Source organism: Klebsiella grimontii (genome assembly GCF_042137965.1).
GTDB lineage: Bacteria > Pseudomonadota > Gammaproteobacteria > Enterobacterales > Enterobacteriaceae > Klebsiella > Klebsiella grimontii.
The window spans coordinates 4,924,262-4,943,404 of sequence record NZ_CP169721.1 but is presented as its reverse complement, the minus strand read 5'-3'; the positions used below and the strand labels follow the sequence as shown (position 1 = coordinate 4,943,404).

Annotated in this window: 18 protein-coding genes; 14 read left to right on the top strand and 4 right to left on the bottom strand. The window is 57.7% G+C overall.

Annotated elements, in window-relative coordinates:
- Positions 1-60 precede the first annotated feature (60 nt).
- Genes ACE3MN_RS23155 through ACE3MN_RS23145 form a run of 3 tightly spaced genes read left to right on the top strand, consistent with a single transcriptional unit; the run spans position 61 to position 3,006 of the window.
- Positions 61-1,548: a sodium:solute symporter family protein gene (locus ACE3MN_RS23155; RefSeq protein ID WP_004134200.1), complete on the top strand. Its 1,488-nt coding sequence runs from the start codon at positions 61-63 to the stop codon at positions 1,546-1,548.
- Complete coding sequence (locus ACE3MN_RS23150; RefSeq protein WP_134878719.1) at positions 1,545-2,417, top strand: 2-dehydro-3-deoxygalactonokinase; 873 nt, start codon at positions 1,545-1,547, stop codon at positions 2,415-2,417. Before ACE3MN_RS23155 ends, ACE3MN_RS23150 begins: the two co-directional genes overlap by 4 nt.
- Positions 2,404-3,006 (top strand): 2-dehydro-3-deoxy-6-phosphogalactonate aldolase, encoded by a 603-nt coding sequence (locus ACE3MN_RS23145; RefSeq protein ID WP_024360417.1) that lies wholly within the window; start codon positions 2,404-2,406, stop codon positions 3,004-3,006. The genes ACE3MN_RS23150 and ACE3MN_RS23145 overlap by 14 nt, the downstream gene beginning before the upstream one ends.
- On the opposite strand, the gene ACE3MN_RS23140 is transcribed toward ACE3MN_RS23145, so the two are convergent.
- Together ACE3MN_RS23140 and ACE3MN_RS23135 are read right to left on the bottom strand one after the other, a co-directional pair.
- Positions 3,003-3,866 carry a MurR/RpiR family transcriptional regulator gene (locus tag ACE3MN_RS23140; RefSeq protein WP_004134204.1) on the bottom strand — a complete coding sequence of 288 codons (864 nt, stop codon included), beginning with the start codon at positions 3,864-3,866 and terminating at the stop codon, positions 3,003-3,005. The two genes, ACE3MN_RS23145 and ACE3MN_RS23140, sit on opposite strands and share 4 nt — an antisense overlap.
- Positions 3,867-3,936: 70 nt before the next feature.
- Entirely contained in the window at positions 3,937-4,470 is a 534-nt protein-coding gene (locus ACE3MN_RS23135; protein ID WP_064411459.1) for a GNAT family N-acetyltransferase, read from the bottom strand.
- Between the two features lie 32 nt (positions 4,471-4,502).
- On the opposite strand from ACE3MN_RS23135, the gene ACE3MN_RS23130 reads away from it, so the two are divergent.
- Positions 4,503-5,339 carry a GNAT family N-acetyltransferase gene (locus ACE3MN_RS23130; RefSeq protein ID WP_224232888.1) on the top strand — a complete coding sequence of 279 codons (837 nt, stop codon included), beginning with the start codon at positions 4,503-4,505 and terminating at the stop codon, positions 5,337-5,339.
- 3 nt (positions 5,340-5,342) lie between these two features.
- Here ACE3MN_RS23130 and ACE3MN_RS23125 read toward each other — a convergent pair whose 3' ends face one another.
- Together ACE3MN_RS23125 and ACE3MN_RS23120 are read right to left on the bottom strand one after the other, a co-directional pair.
- A complete protein-coding gene (locus tag ACE3MN_RS23125; protein WP_004134208.1) occupies positions 5,343-6,704 on the bottom strand; it encodes an MFS transporter in 1,362 nt (453 codons plus the stop codon).
- Between the two features lie 179 nt (positions 6,705-6,883).
- Positions 6,884-7,798 (bottom strand): GntR family transcriptional regulator, encoded by a 915-nt coding sequence (locus ACE3MN_RS23120; RefSeq protein WP_004134209.1) that lies wholly within the window; start codon positions 7,796-7,798, stop codon positions 6,884-6,886.
- A gap of 139 nt (positions 7,799-7,937) precedes the next feature.
- Here ACE3MN_RS23120 and ACE3MN_RS23115 point away from each other — a divergent pair, with 139 nt between their 5' ends.
- From ACE3MN_RS23115 to ACE3MN_RS23070, 10 genes are all read left to right on the top strand, one after another.
- Positions 7,938-8,960 (top strand): zinc-binding alcohol dehydrogenase family protein, encoded by a 1,023-nt coding sequence (locus ACE3MN_RS23115; protein WP_224232887.1) that lies wholly within the window; start codon positions 7,938-7,940, stop codon positions 8,958-8,960.
- 11 nt (positions 8,961-8,971) lie between these two features.
- Positions 8,972-10,417 carry a tagaturonate reductase gene (locus ACE3MN_RS23110; RefSeq protein WP_142476969.1) on the top strand — a complete coding sequence of 482 codons (1,446 nt, stop codon included), beginning with the start codon at positions 8,972-8,974 and terminating at the stop codon, positions 10,415-10,417.
- Between the two features lie 136 nt (positions 10,418-10,553).
- Positions 10,554-13,319, top strand: a complete 2,766-nt coding sequence (locus ACE3MN_RS23105; protein WP_004134212.1) for a sigma 54-interacting transcriptional regulator — start codon at positions 10,554-10,556, stop codon at positions 13,317-13,319.
- Positions 13,320-13,418: 99 nt separating this feature from the next.
- Positions 13,419-13,841 (top strand): PTS sugar transporter subunit IIA, encoded by a 423-nt coding sequence (locus ACE3MN_RS23100; RefSeq protein WP_024360412.1) that lies wholly within the window; start codon positions 13,419-13,421, stop codon positions 13,839-13,841.
- A 14-nt stretch (positions 13,842-13,855) separates the two neighbouring features.
- Positions 13,856-14,326 carry a PTS sugar transporter subunit IIB gene (locus tag ACE3MN_RS23095; protein WP_024360411.1) on the top strand — a complete coding sequence of 157 codons (471 nt, stop codon included), beginning with the start codon at positions 13,856-13,858 and terminating at the stop codon, positions 14,324-14,326.
- 16 nt (positions 14,327-14,342) lie between these two features.
- Positions 14,343-15,122 carry a PTS mannose/fructose/sorbose/N-acetylgalactosamine transporter subunit IIC gene (locus ACE3MN_RS23090; RefSeq protein WP_004108505.1) on the top strand — a complete coding sequence of 260 codons (780 nt, stop codon included), beginning with the start codon at positions 14,343-14,345 and terminating at the stop codon, positions 15,120-15,122.
- Positions 15,100-15,951 (top strand): PTS system mannose/fructose/sorbose family transporter subunit IID, encoded by an 852-nt coding sequence (locus ACE3MN_RS23085; protein ID WP_004134215.1) that lies wholly within the window; start codon positions 15,100-15,102, stop codon positions 15,949-15,951. Before ACE3MN_RS23090 ends, ACE3MN_RS23085 begins: the two co-directional genes overlap by 23 nt.
- 12 nt (positions 15,952-15,963) lie before the next feature.
- Positions 15,964-17,025 (top strand): SIS domain-containing protein, encoded by a 1,062-nt coding sequence (locus ACE3MN_RS23080; protein ID WP_102650375.1) that lies wholly within the window; start codon positions 15,964-15,966, stop codon positions 17,023-17,025.
- An 18-nt stretch (positions 17,026-17,043) separates the two neighbouring features.
- Entirely contained in the window at positions 17,044-18,054 is a 1,011-nt protein-coding gene (locus ACE3MN_RS23075; protein ID WP_082236776.1) for an SIS domain-containing protein, read from the top strand.
- 133 nt (positions 18,055-18,187) lie between these two features.
- On the top strand, positions 18,188-19,120 hold the full coding sequence (locus tag ACE3MN_RS23070; protein WP_162685346.1) for an Rpn family recombination-promoting nuclease/putative transposase: 933 nt from the start codon (positions 18,188-18,190) through the stop codon (positions 19,118-19,120).
- Positions 19,121-19,143: the final 23 nt, after the last annotated feature.

Sequence of the window (19,143 nt, the reverse complement as noted above, 5' to 3'; positions counted from 1 at the left end):
ATTCATTCAGCGCTCCGTAGCCTTTTACCTTTTACCTACTCAACTGGCAGGATGTGAATTATGAATAGTCATATCTTTTTAGTCGGCTTTATTATTTACGCGTTGGCCATGATTTGGCTTGGCTGGTACGTGTCGCGTAATCAAAAAAGCGGTGAAGATTTTTTACTCGGCGGCCGTTCCTTACCGCTTTTTCTGACGCTGGGTTCCACCGTGGCGACCATGGTGGGAACCGGTTCAAGCATGGGCGCCGTAGGCTTCGGCTACAGCAACGGCTGGGCCGGCATGCTGTACGGCGTGGGCGGGGCGATCGGTATTCTGCTGGTGGCCTGGCTGTTTGCGCCGGTGCGTAAACTCCGTTTTATGACCATGAGCGAGGAGCTGTCGTATTATACCGGCGGCAGCCATTTAATTAAAAATATCGTCGGCATAATGATATTTATTGCCTCGATTGGCTGGCTGGGGGCGCATATTCTTGGCGGCAGCATGTATTTATCCTGGGCGACGGGAATAAATCTGACGCTGGCAAAAATTATTATCGCTCTGGCTTTTGCGATTTACGTCATCATCGGCGGTTATTCTGCGGTGGTGTGGACGGATACCATTCAGGCATTAATTCTGTTTTTCGGTTTTATTCTGATGGCGATTCTGGCCGTGGTTCACGTGGGGGGATGGGATGCCATTGTTCAGGCGATGGATCCTAAGGCGATGAGCCTGTTTGCCGTTGACAAGCTCGGGGTGATGCCAGCGCTATCGCTGGCGATGGTCATCGGCGTCGGCGTACTGGCGACCCCTTCCTATCGTCAGCGTATCTACTCGGGGAAAGACGTCTCTTCGGTGCGCCGCTCGTTTGTCTATACCGGCGTGCTGTATCTGTTTTTCTCGGTGCTACCGGCGATTATCGGCATGGCGGCATGGACGATGAACCCCCATCTGGAGAACAGCAATTACGCATTCCTGTTCGCGACCAGCTTCCTGCCGGCGATGCTGGGGCTGGTGGTGCTGATTGCCGGGCTTTCCGCCACCATGTCTTCGGCCAGCTCCGATGCGATAGCCGCCGTCGCTATTATGATGCGCGATGTTTATACCCTCGTTACCGGGAAAATGCCCCCGGCAGATAAAGCCATTACGCTGTCGCGCTGGATGCTGGCGTTTGTTATCGGCCTGGCGATGATCTTCGCCCTGACCTCGAACGATATCATCAGCTATATCACCAAAATGATCTCCATGCTGATGTCCGGGCTGTTCGTCTGCTCGATTCTGGGCCGCTTCTGGCTGCGCTTTAACTGGCAGGGCGCGTTAACCGCGCTGCTGAGCGGCATGCTGGTCTCTATTGTGGTTCTGATTAAGGCCGACTGGCTGGCTTACTGGGGCAACCCGTGCATACCGTCGGTCGTCGGCAGCTTCGTTTCCGCTGTTTTTGTCACGTTAATGACGCCTGCCAGCAAAATCAGCCGTCAGCAAGCGCTGGAGATGATTACCCTGGAGCGGGAAGGGCAGGCGGCGCCGGCGAAAACGGCGGTGGCGCAGGCCTCAGGAGAAGCGCAATGAGGGACTATATTGCCGTCGACTGGGGCTCCACCCAGCTGCGCGGCTGGCTGATTCGCAACGGCCAGTGCGTCGAAACGAAGCAGCTGCCGCTGGGCATCACCCGCCTGAACGGGCGGGCGCCCGCCGACGTATTCGAGGAGCATTTGGCGCCCTGGCGTGGCGCGGCGACGCTGCCGGTGCTGATGGCCGGGATGATCGGCAGTGATGCCGGCTGGCAGGCGGTGCCCTATCTTGCCTGCCCGGCGGCGATTGACGCGCCGGGGCAGCAGCTTTGCGCCGTGGCCGAAGGCGTGTGGATTATTCCCGGCCTCAAGATGGACCAGGCCGGAGATTACAACGTGATGCGCGGCGAAGAGACGCAGCTGCTGGGGGCCTGGCTGCTGGCGCCGGCGGAGTGTTACGTGCTGCCGGGCACCCACTGTAAATGGGTGCAGATGGAGGATGGCGCGGTGCGCCATTTTGCCACGGCGATGACCGGGGAACTGCATCATCTGCTGATGACGCAGTCGCTGCTCGGCAAAGGGCTACCGGCCCAGCAGCCGGACGAGGCGGCGTTTGAGCGGGGGCTGGAAAAAGGGCTGGCGCAGCCGTCGTTGGTGAGCGAACTGTTTGTCGCCAGGGCCGCCAGGGTACTCGGGGCGCTGGCGGCGACCTCGGTCAGCGACTATCTCTCCGGCCTGCTGATTGGCGCGGAGGTGGCGGTCATGGGCCAGCGTTACCGTCCCTCTACCGTCACGCTGGTCGGCGACCCGGCGCTGAACGCCCGCTACAGTCGGGCGATGAGGGCGCGTGGAATGACGGTTAAGCGCTGCAGCGGCGATGAGGCATTGCTGAACGGCATGGCGAGGATAATGCATGGACAAGATTAAACTGGTGGCGATTTTACGCGGCATCCGCCCCGCTGAGGCGGCGGAGCATATTGCGACGCTGGTGGGCGCGGGCTTCCGCTATATTGAAATCCCGCTTAATTCACCGGACTGGCGGCAGAGCATTCCGCAGATGGTCGCGCGCTTTGGCGAACAGGCGATGATTGGCGCGGGCACGGTGCTTAAGGTTGAACAGGTCGATTTTCTGGCCGACGCCGGGGCGAAGCTTATCGTGACGCCGAATACTCAGCCGGAGGTGATTCGCCGGGCGGTAGCGCGCGGAATGCGGGTCTGCGCCGGATGCGCCACGGCGACCGAGGCGTTTAGCGCGCTGGACGCCGGGGCGCAGTGGCTGAAGATTTTCCCGTCTTCCGCATTCGGCCCGGACTACATTCGGGCGCTGAAAGCGGTGCTGCCGCCGGAGGTACCGGTGCTGGCGGTCGGCGGCGTGACGCCGGAGAATCTGGCGAGCTGGGTGCGGGCGGGGTGCGCCGGCGCCGGTCTGGGAAGCGATCTTTATCGCGCCGGGCAGGCCGTGGAGCGTACCCGTCAGCAGGCGGAGAGGTTTATCGCCGCCGCCCGCTGCGGTTAATCGCCCAGCGGCTGCCGGTCGACGCCGCCGCGGTGGCTGTCGAGCGCCAGCTTAATGCGGCGCAGCCTGCCTTTTGCCTGGGTCTTGTTGGCCATCGCCAGTTCGGTGGCCAGCACGTCAACCATCGCCAGCATCGCATAGCGCGAAGTGCTGGGCTTGAAGATATAGTCGTTTTCGCGCACCAGCAGCGGCAGCACCAGATCCGCCTGTTCCGCCAGCGGCGTTCCGGCAGGGGTAATCGCAATCACCTTCGCGCCGTACTGGCTGGCAATCGCCGCGCTTTCAATGATTTCCTGGGTATAGCCGCCTAAGGACAGCACGATAACCACATCCTTTGGCGTTACCGCCGAGCTCATCATACGCACCAGCAGACCGTCATTCTGGCTGACCACCGGCAGGCCGAGGCGAAATAGGCGATATTGGATCTCCTGGGCGCAGATGGTGGAGCCGCCGCCCATCCCGAGGGCGAGGATCTGCCGCGCGTCGCTCAGCCAGCTCACCGCACGCTTCAGCGCCTCAAGATCCAGCGCCCGCCGGTTGGTCTCCAGCACGCCGATGATCGACTCGTAGATCCCCTGTACGCCTTCAAGGTCCGGCACATCGAGGATAAACCGCTGCCCGACCGCGAGGGATTGCGCGAGCTTCATCTTCAGCTCGCGGACGTCTTTGCAGCCCAGCGCCCGGGCAAAGCGGGTGACCGAGGCCTGGCTGGTATGGGTCAGACGCGCCATCTCCGCGATGGGCAGCGCCGCCGCCGCCGCGACATCATCGAGAATAAACTGCGCGATGCGCTTTTCGGTCGCCGTCAGTTCAACAAAGCGATCGGTAATGCAGGAAATGATATCGATTGGCGAGGACATACGGGTATCAACGGGTTAATTTGGAATGATACTTTGTACCATATTCAGACGCTGAAAGCAGCGACGAAGGCTACAGCGCTAAGCGCATGGCGCAGCGCGTTTCCGGCGCTAGCCCGTGTTCCGTCTCCAGATCTCTTTTCGCCGCCAGCCCTGCCGGTAGCCTTAGCTCGTTCAGCATTGAAAATCCGAGGCGCGTGTAGAACGGCGCGTTCCACGGCACGTCGCGGAAGGTGGTGAGCGTGACCGCCGGATACGCCGCCTGACGGGCTGTCGCTATAACCTGCTCCAGCATCATGCGGCCAACGCCTCGCCCCTGCCACGCCTGATGGACGGCGATCTCCACGATAAACAGCGCATCGTCCAGCGGTTCGGTCAGCACGAAGCCGATCGGGTGTTCATCGGCCACGGCCAGCAGGCTGTGGTCCGTTTCGAGAAACAGCCGGTGACGCTCGGGGCTTATCACATCGCTTTCCGCCAGCCATGCCAGCGCCGGGATCTGGCGAAAAGCCTGGGCCGCCGAGCGCTCAATCGCAGGCAGGAGGGGAATATCGTTCTCCTCAGTCAGGCGTAACGTCGCGGCGGCGGTTATAGTGTTAATTTTCATCACCTCAGCATAGCAGCCTCCGGGAGAAATGTATGGAGCTTACCGCCGTTCCCGCCACCCAGTTCAGCATTGAGCAGCTGACGACGATCCTCTGCGACTGTTTCGAAGATTATCTCGTTCCCGTCACGCTGTCGGTGGAGGTTTTTGTCCAGCGTTTTAGCGCCGAAGGGCTGAGCCTGCTGGATTCTCGCGTCTGGCTGGATGGTGATGTCCCCGCCGCGATGGCGGTCGTCGCCCGACGCGGCGATGAAGCCCGGCTGGCGGCGTTCGCGGTGCGGCCCGCGTATCGCGGAAAGGGCGTTGGCCGCCGGCTGATGACGCCGCTTATCGACGCGCTGCGCGCGCAGGGCGTACGGCAGATGTGGCTGGAGGTTATCCGCGACAACCATGCCGCGGTGGCGCTGTATCAATCGCTGGGCTTCGAGGTGCGGCACGGGCTGTGCGGCTATCTGAGCGCGCAGGCCGCGAGCGGGGAGTCATCCGTATTGCAGGAGTATGACGTGCTGGCGCTGACGCGCAGGGTCGGCGCCGAGATTAACGGCCAGCTGCCGTGGCTGATGGACCCGCTAACCTTCAGCACCCTCCCGTGCCGGGCGTTGAGCCTTCATCAGCAGGCTTTCGCCGTGCTGGCGACCTTATCCAGCAGGCCGCAGCTGCAGTTTTTATGGGTCGATCCCGCCGCCCGCGGGCGCGGGCTGGGACAGGAAATGTTGAGGGCGCTCGCCCAACGCTTTCCCGGCCTCGGGACGTCGGTGACCATCCCGGAGCGCTTTACGCCGCTGTTTCACGCCGCCGGCTATACGCCCATGGCATTAAAACAGTATGAGATGAGCGCGGCCTTGAGCGCCCTGCCGTCGGCAGGGCGTTAAGATTCAGCCGTTACGCGGGTCGCTAATCGGCTGTCGGACCAGGAAAATATAGGCCAGCGCGCCGAGGGCGGTCACGCAGCCGCAGATAATCAGCGCCAGCTGGAATGAATGGGTGGTATCGACGATAAACCCGGTCACCACCGGCGCAAAGGAGGCGCAGATAAAGCTGGCGAAGTTCTGGATGCTGCCGACGGACGCGGTCATCCTTGAGGCCACCGCGACGTGAATCAATCCCCAGCAGGAGGTGCCGGCAAAGTGGATGCAGAACAGCGCCATACCGATTAACAGCACCGCGACGATAGAGGTGGTGGCCTGCGGCACAACAAGGGTAAAGGCGGCGGAGCAGAACATCCCGGCAATAATGCAAATTTTGCGGCTTTTGATCGGCGCCATGCCGCCTTTGACCAGCCAGTCGGTGACGTAGCCGTTGATGAGCATCCCGGCGGCGCCGAACAGGAAAGGAATGGCGGCCATAAAACCGGTACTTTTCAGATCGAGGTTATATGCCGTTTGCAGGTAGCCCGGCAGCCAGGCCAGATACAGCCATGCGGTATAGTTGATGCCGCTGAAGCCCAGCATCATTCCCCACATGGTTTTGTTTTTAAACAGGCTGCGCCATTCGGCAAAGCTTAGCGGGTCGCGGCGAACGTTGACGCTCCCGGCGTTAAGGTAGGCCTGCTCGTCGGCGGTGAGAGCGATATCCTCCCGGTTGCGATAGAGCATATACCAGCCGATAGCGACGAAGATCCCCAGCAAGCCGATGGTGATAAACATCCCGCGCCAGCCCATCATCAGCATCATGGCGGCCAGGATTGGCGGGCTGATGGCGACGCCAATGGTTGACGCGGCGTTAAAGAAACCCATCGGGCGGCCGCGCTCTTTAATATTAAACCAGTCGTTGATCACCTTGACGCCGCAGGGGTTCATCGGCGCTTCGCCGATCCCCATGCCGATACGCACCAGCACGAACTGGGTAAAGCTGTGCACCATTCCGGAGACCGCCTGAAACAGCGACCAGAAAAACATACCCAGCCCGAGCATGATGCGCGGACCTTTACGGTCCAGCAGCGGCCCGCAGGGGAGCTGGGCGATACCGTAGGCCAGCGAGAAAACGGACAGCAGCGCCCCGATTTCGGTGGCGCTCAGCCCCAACTCCTCGCGAATCGTTAAGTTCGCGACGGACAATGAACTTCTGTCGAGGTAGTTGATTACCGCCGCAAGAAATAACAGGATCATTGCCGTTGTCTGAATTTTTTTAATGCGAGTGCTACGCGTTAACGTATTATCTAACGGAACTGAAATCGTCTCCGCTTTCCCTTTTTTAAAGGTTGTCTGCGGGTCGATAGTTATATTTTGTTGTTCCACGCCTGACTCCTGGCTATTCTATTTGAACGACAAGTGACATCGAATGGTTTAAACACCACCCACCTATTTCACAGTAAAGTAAGTCGACTTGTTTTCAGCATAAATAACCTTTTTTACGGCATTGGTTTATGTTTTGAGATTTGTGCTGCTGATAATCATTTTCTGTTTTTAATCGGTACTTAATGAGCCAGGGATTCGCTCTGTTTGAGCGAGTTAATCATCGATTGCTTCGCCGAGTTCAGGTGGTTACGCAGCGCCAGGTTGGCGTCCAGATCGCTGCGGCAGATGAGGGCGCTGAGGATGGTCATATGTTCATCAATGGCGATGATATTGCGCTGTTTAAGATCGCTTTCATCCCACTGATAGTGAAAGTGGAAGATCACGGAAATAATTTCAAGTGATTGATTAAAAAATATATTTTCCGCAGCGGACAGCAGCAGCGTATGAAAGTCGCGATCGAGCTGCGAAAACATACGAAAGCTGTCGCCGATGCTGTCCCGCAGGGCGCGATGGCGCTCAAGCAGGGTTCTGGCCTGCAGCCAGCGGGCGTCGTTATCCGGCAGGTTGAGGAAGTGCTGAAGCGCGTGGGTTTCCAGCATTTCCCGCAGTTCGAACAACTGCTCGGCCCAGGATAACTCAAACTTCTTCATGTTCCACTGGCCGCGCTTTTCGCTTTCAATCAGGTTGTAGCGGCTGAATTTCAACAAAAACTCTCTGACCACCACTGGGCTGACGCCCGCCGCCCGCGCCAGCTGTAGTTCGGAGAACATCTCCCCGGCGCGCAGTTGGCGCTGGTTGATCATGGTGAAAAACGCCTGTTCGAAGAGACGATTCTGTTCGGCCAGCGAGGCGCTGGCGCCATCGAAGCCGTCCTGCACCTCCGGCTGGCGGAGGATCTGGTAATCCTGCTTGACCTGGTGCAGCACGCCGCGCTCGCATAAGTGGCTGAGGATGTGGCGCACGGTGGTGCGGCTGATGTTGTACATCTCCGCCAGCGCGCTTTGTGAGGGTAGCGGCGAGGGGAGAAAGCCGCGCGCCATATCGTTAATGACCTGGTTAATGACGTTGTGACGAAGATTTTGCGAGCGGCTCATAATAGGTTTCCTGTTTTTTCGCTATTAAAGCCGGATTTAAAACAGTTTTGTGCGCGAGATTTCACAATTTTTGCAATGAATTTATTCTCACCTCTGTTTTTCATCGATATCTAAGCCAACAAATACGGAGGCAATTATTATGACGTCGATGAATACACTAGTGTGTCAAGAACCCAAAAAATTTCACTGGGAAAAACGCCAGATTCCCATTCCCGGTGACGATGAGGTTCTCATTAAAATAAAAACGGTGGGGATTTGTGGCACGGATATTCACGCATGGGGCGGCAATCAACCTTTTTTTATCTATCCGCGCGTTCTTGGTCATGAAATATGCGGCGAGATAATCGGGCTTGGTAAAAATATTCTTAATCTGAAAAGCGGCCAGCAGGTTGCCGTCATTCCCTACGTCGCCTGCCGCCAGTGTCCGGCCTGCCTGAGCGGCCGGACAAACTGCTGCGAGAAGATTTCCGTTATCGGCGTGCATCGGGACGGCGGGTTTAGCGAGTACCTCAGCGTGCCGGTCAAAAATCTGCTGGTGGTGGATGACGTCGAGCCGGAAGCCGCGGCGCTGATTGAACCCTTCGCCATCAGCGCCCACGCGGTGCGTCGCGCCGCTATCCGGGCGGGAGAGCTGGTGCTGGTGGTTGGCGCGGGCCCCATCGGCCTTGGGGCGGCGGCTATCGCCAAAGCCGACGGGGCGCAGGTGGTGGTGGCGGACACCAGTCCAGCGCGGCGCGAACACGTGGCGCAGCATCTCGGCCTGAGCACCCTCGATCCTTCCGACCCGCAGTTTATCGAACAGCTGTGCGCAGCCTTCGGCGGTTCTCTGGCGCAAAAAGTGATCGACGCCACCGGGAATCAGCATGCGATGAACAACACGGTGAATTTAATCCGCCACGGCGGCAGCATCATATTCGTTGGCCTGTTTAAAGGTGAACTGCAGTTCTCAGACCCGGAATTTCATAAGAAAGAGACCACCATGATGGGCAGCCGCAATGCGACGGAAGAGGATTTTGCCAAAGTCGGGCGGCTGATGGCCGAGGGGAAAATCACCGCCAGGATGATGCTGACCCACCGTTACGATTTCAGATCGCTGGCGGACATTTACGAAAGCGAAGTGATTAATAATCGCCAGCTGATCAAAGGCGTCATTCATTTTTAGCAGGTAAGCTTATGAAATCGTTAAACAGACAAGATTTTCCCGGGCCGCAGTACCCGACGCGCGCGATTCAGTTCGGCGAGGGCAACTTCCTGCGGGCATTTATCGACTGGCAGCTGGATCTGTTGAATGAGAAAACCGATCTGGCGGCAGGCGTGACCATCGTTCGCCCGATCAACACCGAGTTTCCGCCGTCGCTCAATACCCAGGACGGACTCTACACCACGGTGATCCGCGGGCTGGACGAACGCGGCGAGGCGGTGAGCGAGGCGCGGATTATTCGCTCCGTAAACAATGAAATTAATCCCTGGCAGGATTTTGCCAGCTATCTGGCGCTGGCTCGAAATCCGGCGATCGCGTTCGTATTTTCAAATACCACCGAAGCGGGCATCAGCTATCACGCCGGAGACCGGTCTGACGATAAGCCGCCGGTGAGTTTCCCGGCGAAGCTGGCCCAGCTGCTGCTCGAACGGTTCCGCCATTTCAACGGCGCAGCGGATAAGGGCTGGACGATTATCCCGTGTGAGCTGATTGACTACAACGGCGAAGCGCTGAAGGCGCTGGTGCTGCGCTACGCCGAAGAGTGGCAATTGCCCGCGGCTTTTCGCGACTGGGTTGAGACCGCCAATACGTTTTGTTCAACGCTGGTTGACCGCATCGTCACCGGCTACCCGCGTGATGAAGCAGAAAAGCTGGAGGCGGAGCTGGGCTACCGTGATGCTTTCCTCGATACCGCCGAATATTTCTGGCTGTTCGTTATCCAGGGACCGCGGGCGCTGGCGGAAAAGCTGCGGCTTGACCGCTGCCCGCTCAATATTCATATCGTAGAGGATATCCGGCCCTACAAAGAGCGCAAAGTCGCCATTCTTAACGGCGCGCACACCGCGCTGGTCCCGGTGGCGTGGCTGTGCGGCGTGGATACCGTCGGCGAAGCGATGCGCGACGAAGCCATTCGCCACTATGTGCAGCAAACCATCGACGAGGAGATTATCCCGGCGCTGGATTTGCCCGCCGATGAGCTACGCCAGTTTGCTGATGCCGTTACCGGACGCTTTCTCAACCCGTTTATCCGCCATCAGCTGCTCTCCATCGCCCTGAACGGGATGACCAAGTTTCGCACCCGGATCCTGCCGCAACTGCTGGCGAATACCCGCCAGCATGGCGTCATTCCGCCGCGCTTAACCTTCGCCCTGGCGGCGCTTATCGCCTTCTACCGCGGCCAGCGTGACGGGCAGACGTATCCGTTACAGGATGATGACGTCTGGTTAACTCGTTTTGCCAAAGGGTGGGCACAGGTGGCCCAGGGCCGCCCGCTGGGTGAGCTGGTGACGGAGGTTTTGCAGGATACCGCGCACTGGGGTGAGGATCTGACGGCAATACCGGGGCTTGCCGAACAGGTCACGCGGTATCTGGAAGTGATTTTGAGCGCGGGGATGCGGGAGGCCCTGTCGCGGCTGTAGTCGGTTTGTTGTGCGGCGCCCGCGGATTTGGGCGTCGTTTTTTTTTGTGCTCTGAACCGCAAAAAATGAATTAAGCGCCAACGCCTGGCGGATTTCCCGCATCATAAGCCCCTGACAGGCGAAGAGGGGGGATGCGATGCGTAAAACGGAACTGTTGGCTTTTCTGCAAAATCAGACCGATTTTTTTGATCCGGATAATCTGAGCGAGGTCTTTACCGCCAGCTATCTCGCCGGGCGTTTTGCGATGCAAAGAAACACCGCCAGCCACTACCTGAATCAACTGGTGGCCCAGGATGTGCTGGTGAAGATCAATACCCGGCCGGTCTATTTTCTGCATAAGGCCGCCTTCTGCCAGCAGTTTTTCCCTCTTTCGCGCAGCGAGTACGTCAGCATGGCGGAGCTGCTGGCGGAGAGCGACCGACAGCCGGAGCAGGCGGATCATTTCTCATTGCTGACCGGCCATGACGGCAGCCTGCGCAAGCCTATCGAACAGATGAAAACCGCGCTGTTTTATCCTAACGGCGGCCTACCGCTGCTGATTACCGGCGACAGCGGTACCGGTAAGAGCTATATGGCGGAGCTGATGCACGAGTTTGCCATCGCCCAGGGACTGCTGGCGCCCGATGCGCCCTTTGTCAGCTTCAACTGCGCCCAGTACGCCAGTAACCCGGAGCTGCTGGCCGCCAACCTGTTTGGCTACGTTAAAGGCGCGTTTACCGGCGCGCAGGGGGATAAAGCCGGGGCCTTTGAGGCGGCAAACGGCGGCGTGCTGTTTCTCGATGAAGTCCATCGTCTGGATGCGCAGGGGCAGGAGAAGCTCTTCACCTGGCTGGATCGCAAGGAGATCTATCGGGTGGGGGAAACGGCGCAGGGGATGCCGATTTCTCTGCGGCTGGTGTTTGCCACTACCGAAGATATTCACAGCACTTTTCTGACCACCTTTATTCGCCGTATTCCGATCCTCGTTAGCCTGCCTGATTTACAAAACCGCAGCCGCCACGAAAAAGAAGCGTTAACGCTGCAGTTTTTCTGGCAGGAGGCGCGCACGTTGGCCGCCCGGCTGCAGCTGACGCCCCGGCTGCTACAGGTGCTGACGCACTATGTTTATCGCGGTAACGTCGGTGAGCTGAAGAATGTGGTGAAGTACGCCGTTGCGTCGGCCTGGGCCAGGTGTCCGGGCAGCGAGATGCTTAACGTCACGCTGCACGATCTGCCGGAAAATATCATGGCCGCGACGCCAGCGCTCAGCGAACCGATGGGCCAGCAGGAGCCGCTGCTTATCGAACCGCAGACCAGTCTGGTCTGGCTGCTGCGCGCGCGCGATCCGGTTCAGGGGCTGATCTACGATACTCAGTGCCGCGTTCTGGCGCTATATGAAGCGGTATTAAGTAAAAAAACGGTCTGGGAAGAGGCGCAAAAAAGCATGGGCGAGGAGATTGAAACCCTCTTCGATCGGCTGATTTTCGATAATCACGATGCTAATAGTTCGCATCTGCTGCTGCTGCTGACTCATCAGGCGCGGGAAGAGTTTTATCGCCTTGAAAAGCGCTTCAATATCCAGTTTAACGGCAACTGTATTTATGCCCTTAGCCACTACCTGATACATCGCTCTCGTCAGGCGCACTCCACCATGAGCAACGAGAAAAGCCGCCAGCTGGAGGATTTCCTGGCGCAAAAGTTTCCGCTGCTGTATCGCTTTTGTGAAGAGATCCTCGCCGCGCTGGCGCTGAAGCTGGATATTGAACCCCGGCGCATTGATCTGCTGCTGCTGGTGCTGTGGTTACAGAAAAACGGCGCCATCAGCCAGCAGCAGGTTACCCGGGCGATCGTTCTCGCCCACGGCTACGCCACCGCCAGCAGCATCGCCAACGTGGCGAACCGGTTGCTGAAAAGCCAGCTGTTTGAGTCATTCGATATGCCGCTCGACGTGACGCCGGAGGCTATCGCCGACCAGGTGATGGCCTATATCGAGAGCCACGCGCTGGCCTCCGGGCTGATCATCCTGGTCGATATGGGATCGCTGAACGCCATTCACAGCCACTTTAACCGCCGTCTGACTACGCCGGTGGCGATTATTAATAACGTCTCGACCGGGATGGCGATGTACGTCGGGGAGCGGATTTTGCAGGGCGATATGCTGGAAGATATTGTCCGTGAGATTGGCGATGACCTCGCGGTTGAGCATCAGCTCTATTATCCGCAGGCGGACAAACCGCGGGCGATTCTCACGACCTGCGCCACCGGCCTGGGGGCGGCGGCGAATCTGTCGGCGCTGTTAAAAGCCAGTATTCCCGAAGCGCTCGGCATCGATATTGTGGCCTGCGATGTGGACACGCTCGCCGATCCCGCGCGGCGGGAGCCGATGCTCAGCCGCTACGAGGTGCTGGCTATCGTCGGTACTCTCGATCCGCATCTTGCCGATCTGCCGTGGATCTCGCTGGATTCGCTGATTTCCGGCCAGGGGAGCCGCCCGCTGATGCGTATCTTCGGCGAGCTGGCCTCCTCTGAACAGGTCAGCGAGATCAATAACCTGATCCTGAAAAATTTCTCGCTGCGCCGGGTGATCGAGTCGGTGACGATCCTTGATACCGGTAAAGTGATCAATCAGGTCGAGCAGTTTTTACTGCGCTATGAGCATCTGGCCGGCTGCGACGTGCCCAACGATCGCAAGGTGGCGCTGTACGTGCATATCAGCTGTCTGATTGAGCGCCTGATCCGCAACGCGTCGCCATCCCATTATTCCGGAAGGCAGTGTCCGGAGAGCGAGCTGGTTATTCTGCGCGAGGCCTTTAGTGTCATTGAGAGCGGATATAGTGTCAAAATCCCCGCCGTGGAGCTGTATTACATTCACGATATCCTGACGCGGGAAACAGAATTTATTCAGGAAGATCAAGAGTTTTAGTTCCCTTCCTCCGTTCGTCCTTGCGCTAACCGGCGCGCCACTGTTTCTGGCACGCCGGTTGCAATTAAGAAAGCAGTGGAATGCGCTTTCGAGGTAAGGATGAAACGACACTATATTTTTGCCAGCCATGGCACCTTTGCTAACGGCCTGCTGAACTCCGTGGAGCTGATCCTCGGCAAGCAGCCGGATATTCATACCCTCTGCGCCTACGTCGAAGAGGAGGCCGATCTGACGCAGCAGGTGGAGACGCTGCTGGCGCGTTTTCCCGCCGAGGATGAGCTGATTGTCATTACGGATATTTTCGCCGGTAGCGTCAATAATGAGTTTGTGCGTTTTTTAGCGCGCCCTAATTTTCATTTATTGTCCGGTTTAAACCTGCCGCTGATTATTGATTTGCTTATTTCCGCAGGGGAAGAAAATACCGAGAAATTAATTTCTGAAGCATTAACAAGCGCCAAAGAGAGCATTCAGTACTGCAATCACACGATTGCTAGTGCGATGACCGTTGATAAAGACTTCTGAAATGAGGGAACACCATGATTACGCTATTAAGGGTAGACCATCGATTACTCCACGGCCAGGTCGCCTTTTCCTGGACCCAGTATGTCGGGGCCGATTGCATTTTAATTGCCAACGATAATGTCCCCACCGATGAGCTGCGAAAAACCACAATTAAGCTCGCCAAGCCGCCTTCGGTAAAACTGGTAATTAAAAATATTGACGACGCTATTGAGGCGATAAAAAGCGGCGTTACGGATAAATATAATCTCTTTATCGTCGTGGAGTCGGTGAATGACGCCTGGCGTATTGCCAGCGCCGTCGCGGAAATAAAAAGCATTAATCTCGGTGGGATTAAGGCTAAAGAGGGCAGTAAAAATATCTCTAAGGCGATTAATTTACTCCCGGAAGAAATAGAGCAACTGCAGCAACTGGTCGGGAAAGGCGTCGAGGTTGAGATCCGCCAGGTCCCTAACGATCGCAAACAGCTTTTTGCGGAATGCGTTTAATTCCGGAGGACAGATTATGGTAGAGGCTCTCTTACTGGGTCTGGTGGCGTTTATCGCGCAATCGGAATATGCATTAGGGACGTCGCTGATTTCGCGGCCAATCGTCACCGGGCTGCTGACCGGGCTGGTGCTGGGGGATGTGCAGACCGGCGTCATCATGGGCGCGACGCTCGAGCTGGCGTTTATCGGATCTTTCTCCGTCGGTGCGTCGATACCGCCTGACGTGGTGACCGGCGGCATTCTCGGGGTGGCGTTCGCCATTACCTCCGGCGCGGGAACGGAAACGGCGCTGCTGCTTGGCCTGCCTATCGCCACCCTGACGCTGATCCTGAAAAACGTTTATCTGGGGATGTTTATCCCGATGCTCAGCCAGAAGGCTGACGGCTACGCGGAACGGGCGGATACGCGGGGCATTGAGCGGATGCATCTGATTGCCGGCTTCGGGCTGTCGCTGATGCTGGCCACGGTGGTGACCGTTTCATTCCTGGTCGGCAGCAACGCGGTGAAATCCCTGCTCGATACCATCCCGGAATTTATCAAACACGGGCTCAGCGTCGCTACCGGCATCATTCCGGCCCTCGGCTTCGCGATGCTCGCCAGGCTGCTGATTAACAAGAAAGTCGCGCCGTACTTTTTCCTTGGCTTCGTGCTGATGGCCTACCTGAAAATCCCGGTGACCGGCATCGCCATTCTCGGCGCTATCGTGGCGGTGGTCATGGTTAACGTCACCGCGTTGAGCTCACCTCGTACGACGACAGAACAAGGAGTCAGCGATGACGACGAAGATGATTTCTGAAGAGACCCTGCGCCCGCAGGAGCAAGAAGAGACCCGTATTACGCCACGAGATTTACGCCGGGTGTTCTGGCGCTCCTTCCAGATGGAGTTCTCGTGGAACTATGAGCGGCAGATGAATCTCGCCTTTGTTTACGCGCTGATTCCGGTGCTGAAAAAGCTCTATCCGCGCAAAGAGGAGCTGGCCGCAGCGTTGAAACGGCATCTGGTGTTCTTCAATACCACGCCGCATATCGTCACGTTGCTGCTGGGGATCACCACGGCGATGGAGGAGAAAAACAGCCAGCAGAAAAATATGGACGCCAACGCGATTGATAACGTTAAAGCGTCGCTGATGGGGCCGCTGGCCGGGCTGGGGGACTCCTTTTTCTGGGGCACGCTGCGGCTGATCGCCACCGGCATCGGCACCAGTCTGGCGCTGAAGGGCAATATTCTCGGGCCAATCTTGTTTCTGCTGGTGTTTAACGTGCCCCATATCCTGGTGCGCTGGTTCTTTACCCGCTGGGGCTATGTGCTGGGCACCGGGGTGCTGCAGCGGATCCAGAAGAGCGGAATGATGGAGAGCCTGACCTACGGGGCGTCGATTATCGGCCTGATGGTGGTGGGCGCGATGACCGCCTCAATGATTGATATCACCATCCCTGTCTCTTTCGGCGCCGGGGAGGCGAAAACCCAGGTACAGGACATTATCAACGACATTCTGCCCTGCATGTTGCCGCTGCTGAGCTTTGGCATCGTTTACTGGCTGCTGGGGCGTAAGGTCAAACCGCTTTCTATTATTGGCGGGATGGCGCTGGTGGGCATTCTGGGTTCGTGGATTGGCTTGTTTTAACGGGAGTCGAAAATGGTACCAACGATGATGACGTATATCAGCGAAGAGCCGGCTTGTCTGGCGCAGATCCTGCGCGACTATCGGCAAAAGCTGGCGGCGATTGAGGATTTCGCCCGCCAGCATCCGGTACGCCGTATTTTGCTGCTGGCGACCGGATCGTCGCTAAACGCCGCTCTGTGCGCGCGCTATTTCTTTGAACAGCGCTTCGGCGTGCTGGTTGAAATTAAAGAGCCGTACAACTTTACGCATTACGAGGCTGTCGATCCGCATACCGATCTGGTGGTGGCGATTTCGCAGAGCGGAAAAAGCGCCTCGACGCTGGAGGCGATGCGCAAGGTCCAGGCATTGAGCCTGCCGGTTTTTGCCCTGACCTCCGACCCGCAAAGCCCGATAGCCCGTGCTTGCGACGGGGTACTGGATATCAATACCGGTATTGAGAGCGTGGGGTTTGTCACCCGCGGATTTAGCGCGACGGTGCTGAATTTGCTGCTGATGGCGCTGATGATCGCCCGCAGCCAGGGGAAAGCCAGCGAGGCCGAGGAGCAGCATTATCTTGATGAATTACAACGGCTGGCGGCGGCGATCCCGGATGTGATAGCTCGCACCTCGCGGTTTATCGAGCGGCATGGCGAAACGCTGCGGGGCGGCGAGCGCTTTGTCGCCACCGGCTATGGCGCGCTGGTTGGGGTGGCGAAGGAGTTCGAAACCAAATTTACCGAGACGGTGCGCGTCCCTTCCAGCGGATTTGAGCTTGAGGCCTATATGCACGGCCCCTATCTGGAGGCGAACGCCCGTCACGTGATGCTGTTTATCGAAGATGCGCCGGATGCGCGGACCCGGGCGCTGCGGGACTATATGGCGCCGTCCATTGCCCGGGCCTTTACGCTGACGCTCAGCGATGAAGAGGATGAGCAGGCGCTGGCGCTGAGCTGTCCGTGCGACCATCACCTGGCGCCGCTGCTGCTGATCGTTCCCGTCCAGATGCTGGCATGGCATACCGCCCGACTAAAAGGGATCGATCTGGCAAAACGTATTTTTGACGATTTTGACCGCGTATTAAAAAGTAAAATCTGATTATTCAGGAGAATAACTATGTTGGGTTTTAATCAGGACGAGTACCTGACCAGTGCTCGCGAGATCATCGCTGCGCGCAAACAGGCGGAAGCCGTCGCCGATGATATTTATCACAGCGGCTGTAGCGCGTTATTTTTCGCCTCGGTAGGCGGTTCTTTGGCGCCGATGATGGCAATAAATGAGTTTGCAAAAGAATTAACCAGCGTGCCGGTTTACCTTGAGCAGGCGGCGGAATTAATTCATCGTGGACACAAAAAATTAAATAAAGATGCGGTGGTGGTGACGCTATCCAAGTCCGGTGATACCAAAGAGTCGGTAGCTATTGCAGAATGGTGCAAAGCGCAGGGGATTCGCGTGGTGGCCATTACCCGTAATGCCGATTCGCCATTAGCCGAGGCCGCCAGCTGGCATATTCCGATGTGCCACAAGAACGGCGTGGAATATGAATATATGCTGCTGTACTGGTTATTCTTCCGCGTGATTTATCGTCACGGCGACTTTGCCGATTACGATCGTTTTGCCAGCCAGCTGGAACTGCTGCCGGAAAATTTATTGCAGGCTAAACGCCAGTTCGATCCGCAGGCGGATAAAATCGCCGCTCAATATCATACCAGTGATTACATGATGTGGATTGGCGGTGCGGAAATGTGGGGCGAGGTTTATCTGTTCTCGATGTGTATTCTGGAAGAGATGCAGTGGAAGCGGACCAAGTCGGTGAGTTCGGCCGAGTTTTTCCACGGCACGCTGGAGCTGCTGGAAAAAGAGGTCCCGCTGTTCCTGGTCAAAGGCGAGGGTAAATGCCGGGCGCTGGATGAGCGCGTCGAACGCTTCGCTGAGAAGATCACCGACCATCTGGTGGTGATTGACCCGCGCGACTACCCGCTGAGCGGTATTGATGACGCCTTCCGCTGGATTATGGCGCCGTGCGTGGTGTCGACCCTGCTGGTGGACAGGCTGGCGGCCCACTTTGAGCATCACACCGGCCACGACCTGAATATCCGTCGTTATTACCGTCAGTTTGATTACTAACTCTTGCCTGTAGCGGCCAGCCCGGCTGGCCGCCGCGCTATTCTCCGAGGCGCTTCCCAGAAAATCATCGCCAAAACCAACCGGGTAAAAAGCGGTGGTAGAGTCCGGCTTTCCTTCACTTTCAGGCAAGCGGATGGCCATGAAAAAACGAATGACCTCGACGCCGCACGATGCGGTGTTTAAACGATTTCTTCGCCACCCGGAGACGGCGAATGATTTCCTCACGCTGTACCTGCCGGAGGAGATCCGCCAGCAGTGTGATTTTGCCACCCTGCGCCTGGAGTCGGCGAGCTTTGTCGATGAAGATCTGCGCGCCTGGTACTCTGATGTGCTGTGGTCGGTACAAACCACCTCCGGTCCGGGGTATGTCTATGTGGTGATAGAGCATCAAAGCTCGCCGGATAATCATATGGCGTTTCGCCTGATGCGCTATGCGATTGCCGCGATGCAGCGCCACCTCGACGCCGGGCATAAAGAGCTGCCGCTGGTGGTGCCGATGCTTTTCTATCATGGCGCGACCAGTCCCTATCCTTTCTCCCTGAACTGGCTGGATGAATTTGCCGACCCGCAGATGGCTAAGACGCTGTATGGCCGCCCGTTTCCGCTGATTGACGTTACGGCGATGCCGGATGACGAGATCGTCCAGCATCGACGGGTCGCGCTGCTGGAGCTGATGCAAAAGCATATTCGCCAGCGCGATCTCAGCGGGATCACGGAGTCGTTGGCGACCCTTGTGATGCTGGGATACACTAACCGCAGACAGTTGCGAGTGCTGTTTCACTATATGCTGCAGTACGGCAATACCGCCGACCCGAGCGTGTTTCTCCGCCGGTTGGCCCGCCGTCTGCCACAGTATGAGGAGAGGTTGATGTCTATCGCTCAAAAACTTAAGCAGGAAGGTTGGCAAGAGGGGAAGCAGGAGGGAAGACAGGAAGGCCTGCAGGAAGGGAGCCGACGGGAGGCGCTACGCATTGCCAGCAGCATGCTGCAGGACGGCTTAGATAAAGAGACGGTACAGCGGATCACCGGGCTTTCGGCGGATGAATTAAAGCCGCTGCATTGTTGATATCCTGCCCCTGATACTATGGC

Excerpts from the sequence above, each read along its gene's own strand:
- ACE3MN_RS23155 (WP_004134200.1), top strand. The coding sequence starts at position 61 with ATGAATAGTCATATCTTTTTAGTCGGCTTTATTATTTACGCGTTGGCC.
- ACE3MN_RS23150 (WP_134878719.1), top strand. The coding sequence starts at position 1,545 with ATGAGGGACTATATTGCCGTCGACTGGGGCTCCACCCAGCTGCGCGGC.
- ACE3MN_RS23145 (WP_024360417.1), top strand. The coding sequence starts at position 2,404 with ATGGACAAGATTAAACTGGTGGCGATTTTACGCGGCATCCGCCCCGCT.
- ACE3MN_RS23140 (WP_004134204.1), bottom strand. The coding sequence starts at position 3,866 with ATGTCCTCGCCAATCGATATCATTTCCTGCATTACCGATCGCTTTGTT.
- ACE3MN_RS23135 (WP_064411459.1), bottom strand. The coding sequence starts at position 4,470 with ATGAAAATTAACACTATAACCGCCGCCGCGACGTTACGCCTGACTGAG.
- ACE3MN_RS23130 (WP_224232888.1), top strand. The coding sequence starts at position 4,503 with ATGGAGCTTACCGCCGTTCCCGCCACCCAGTTCAGCATTGAGCAGCTG.
- ACE3MN_RS23120 (WP_004134209.1), bottom strand. The coding sequence starts at position 7,798 with ATGAGCCGCTCGCAAAATCTTCGTCACAACGTCATTAACCAGGTCATT.
- ACE3MN_RS23115 (WP_224232887.1), top strand. The coding sequence starts at position 7,938 with ATGACGTCGATGAATACACTAGTGTGTCAAGAACCCAAAAAATTTCAC.
- ACE3MN_RS23110 (WP_142476969.1), top strand. The coding sequence starts at position 8,972 with ATGAAATCGTTAAACAGACAAGATTTTCCCGGGCCGCAGTACCCGACG.
- ACE3MN_RS23105 (WP_004134212.1), top strand. The coding sequence starts at position 10,554 with ATGCGTAAAACGGAACTGTTGGCTTTTCTGCAAAATCAGACCGATTTT.
- ACE3MN_RS23100 (WP_024360412.1), top strand. The coding sequence starts at position 13,419 with ATGAAACGACACTATATTTTTGCCAGCCATGGCACCTTTGCTAACGGC.
- ACE3MN_RS23095 (WP_024360411.1), top strand. The coding sequence starts at position 13,856 with ATGATTACGCTATTAAGGGTAGACCATCGATTACTCCACGGCCAGGTC.
- ACE3MN_RS23090 (WP_004108505.1), top strand. The coding sequence starts at position 14,343 with ATGGTAGAGGCTCTCTTACTGGGTCTGGTGGCGTTTATCGCGCAATCG.
- ACE3MN_RS23085 (WP_004134215.1), top strand. The coding sequence starts at position 15,100 with ATGACGACGAAGATGATTTCTGAAGAGACCCTGCGCCCGCAGGAGCAA.
- ACE3MN_RS23080 (WP_102650375.1), top strand. The coding sequence starts at position 15,964 with ATGGTACCAACGATGATGACGTATATCAGCGAAGAGCCGGCTTGTCTG.
- ACE3MN_RS23075 (WP_082236776.1), top strand. The coding sequence starts at position 17,044 with ATGTTGGGTTTTAATCAGGACGAGTACCTGACCAGTGCTCGCGAGATC.
- ACE3MN_RS23070 (WP_162685346.1), top strand. The coding sequence starts at position 18,188 with ATGGCCATGAAAAAACGAATGACCTCGACGCCGCACGATGCGGTGTTT.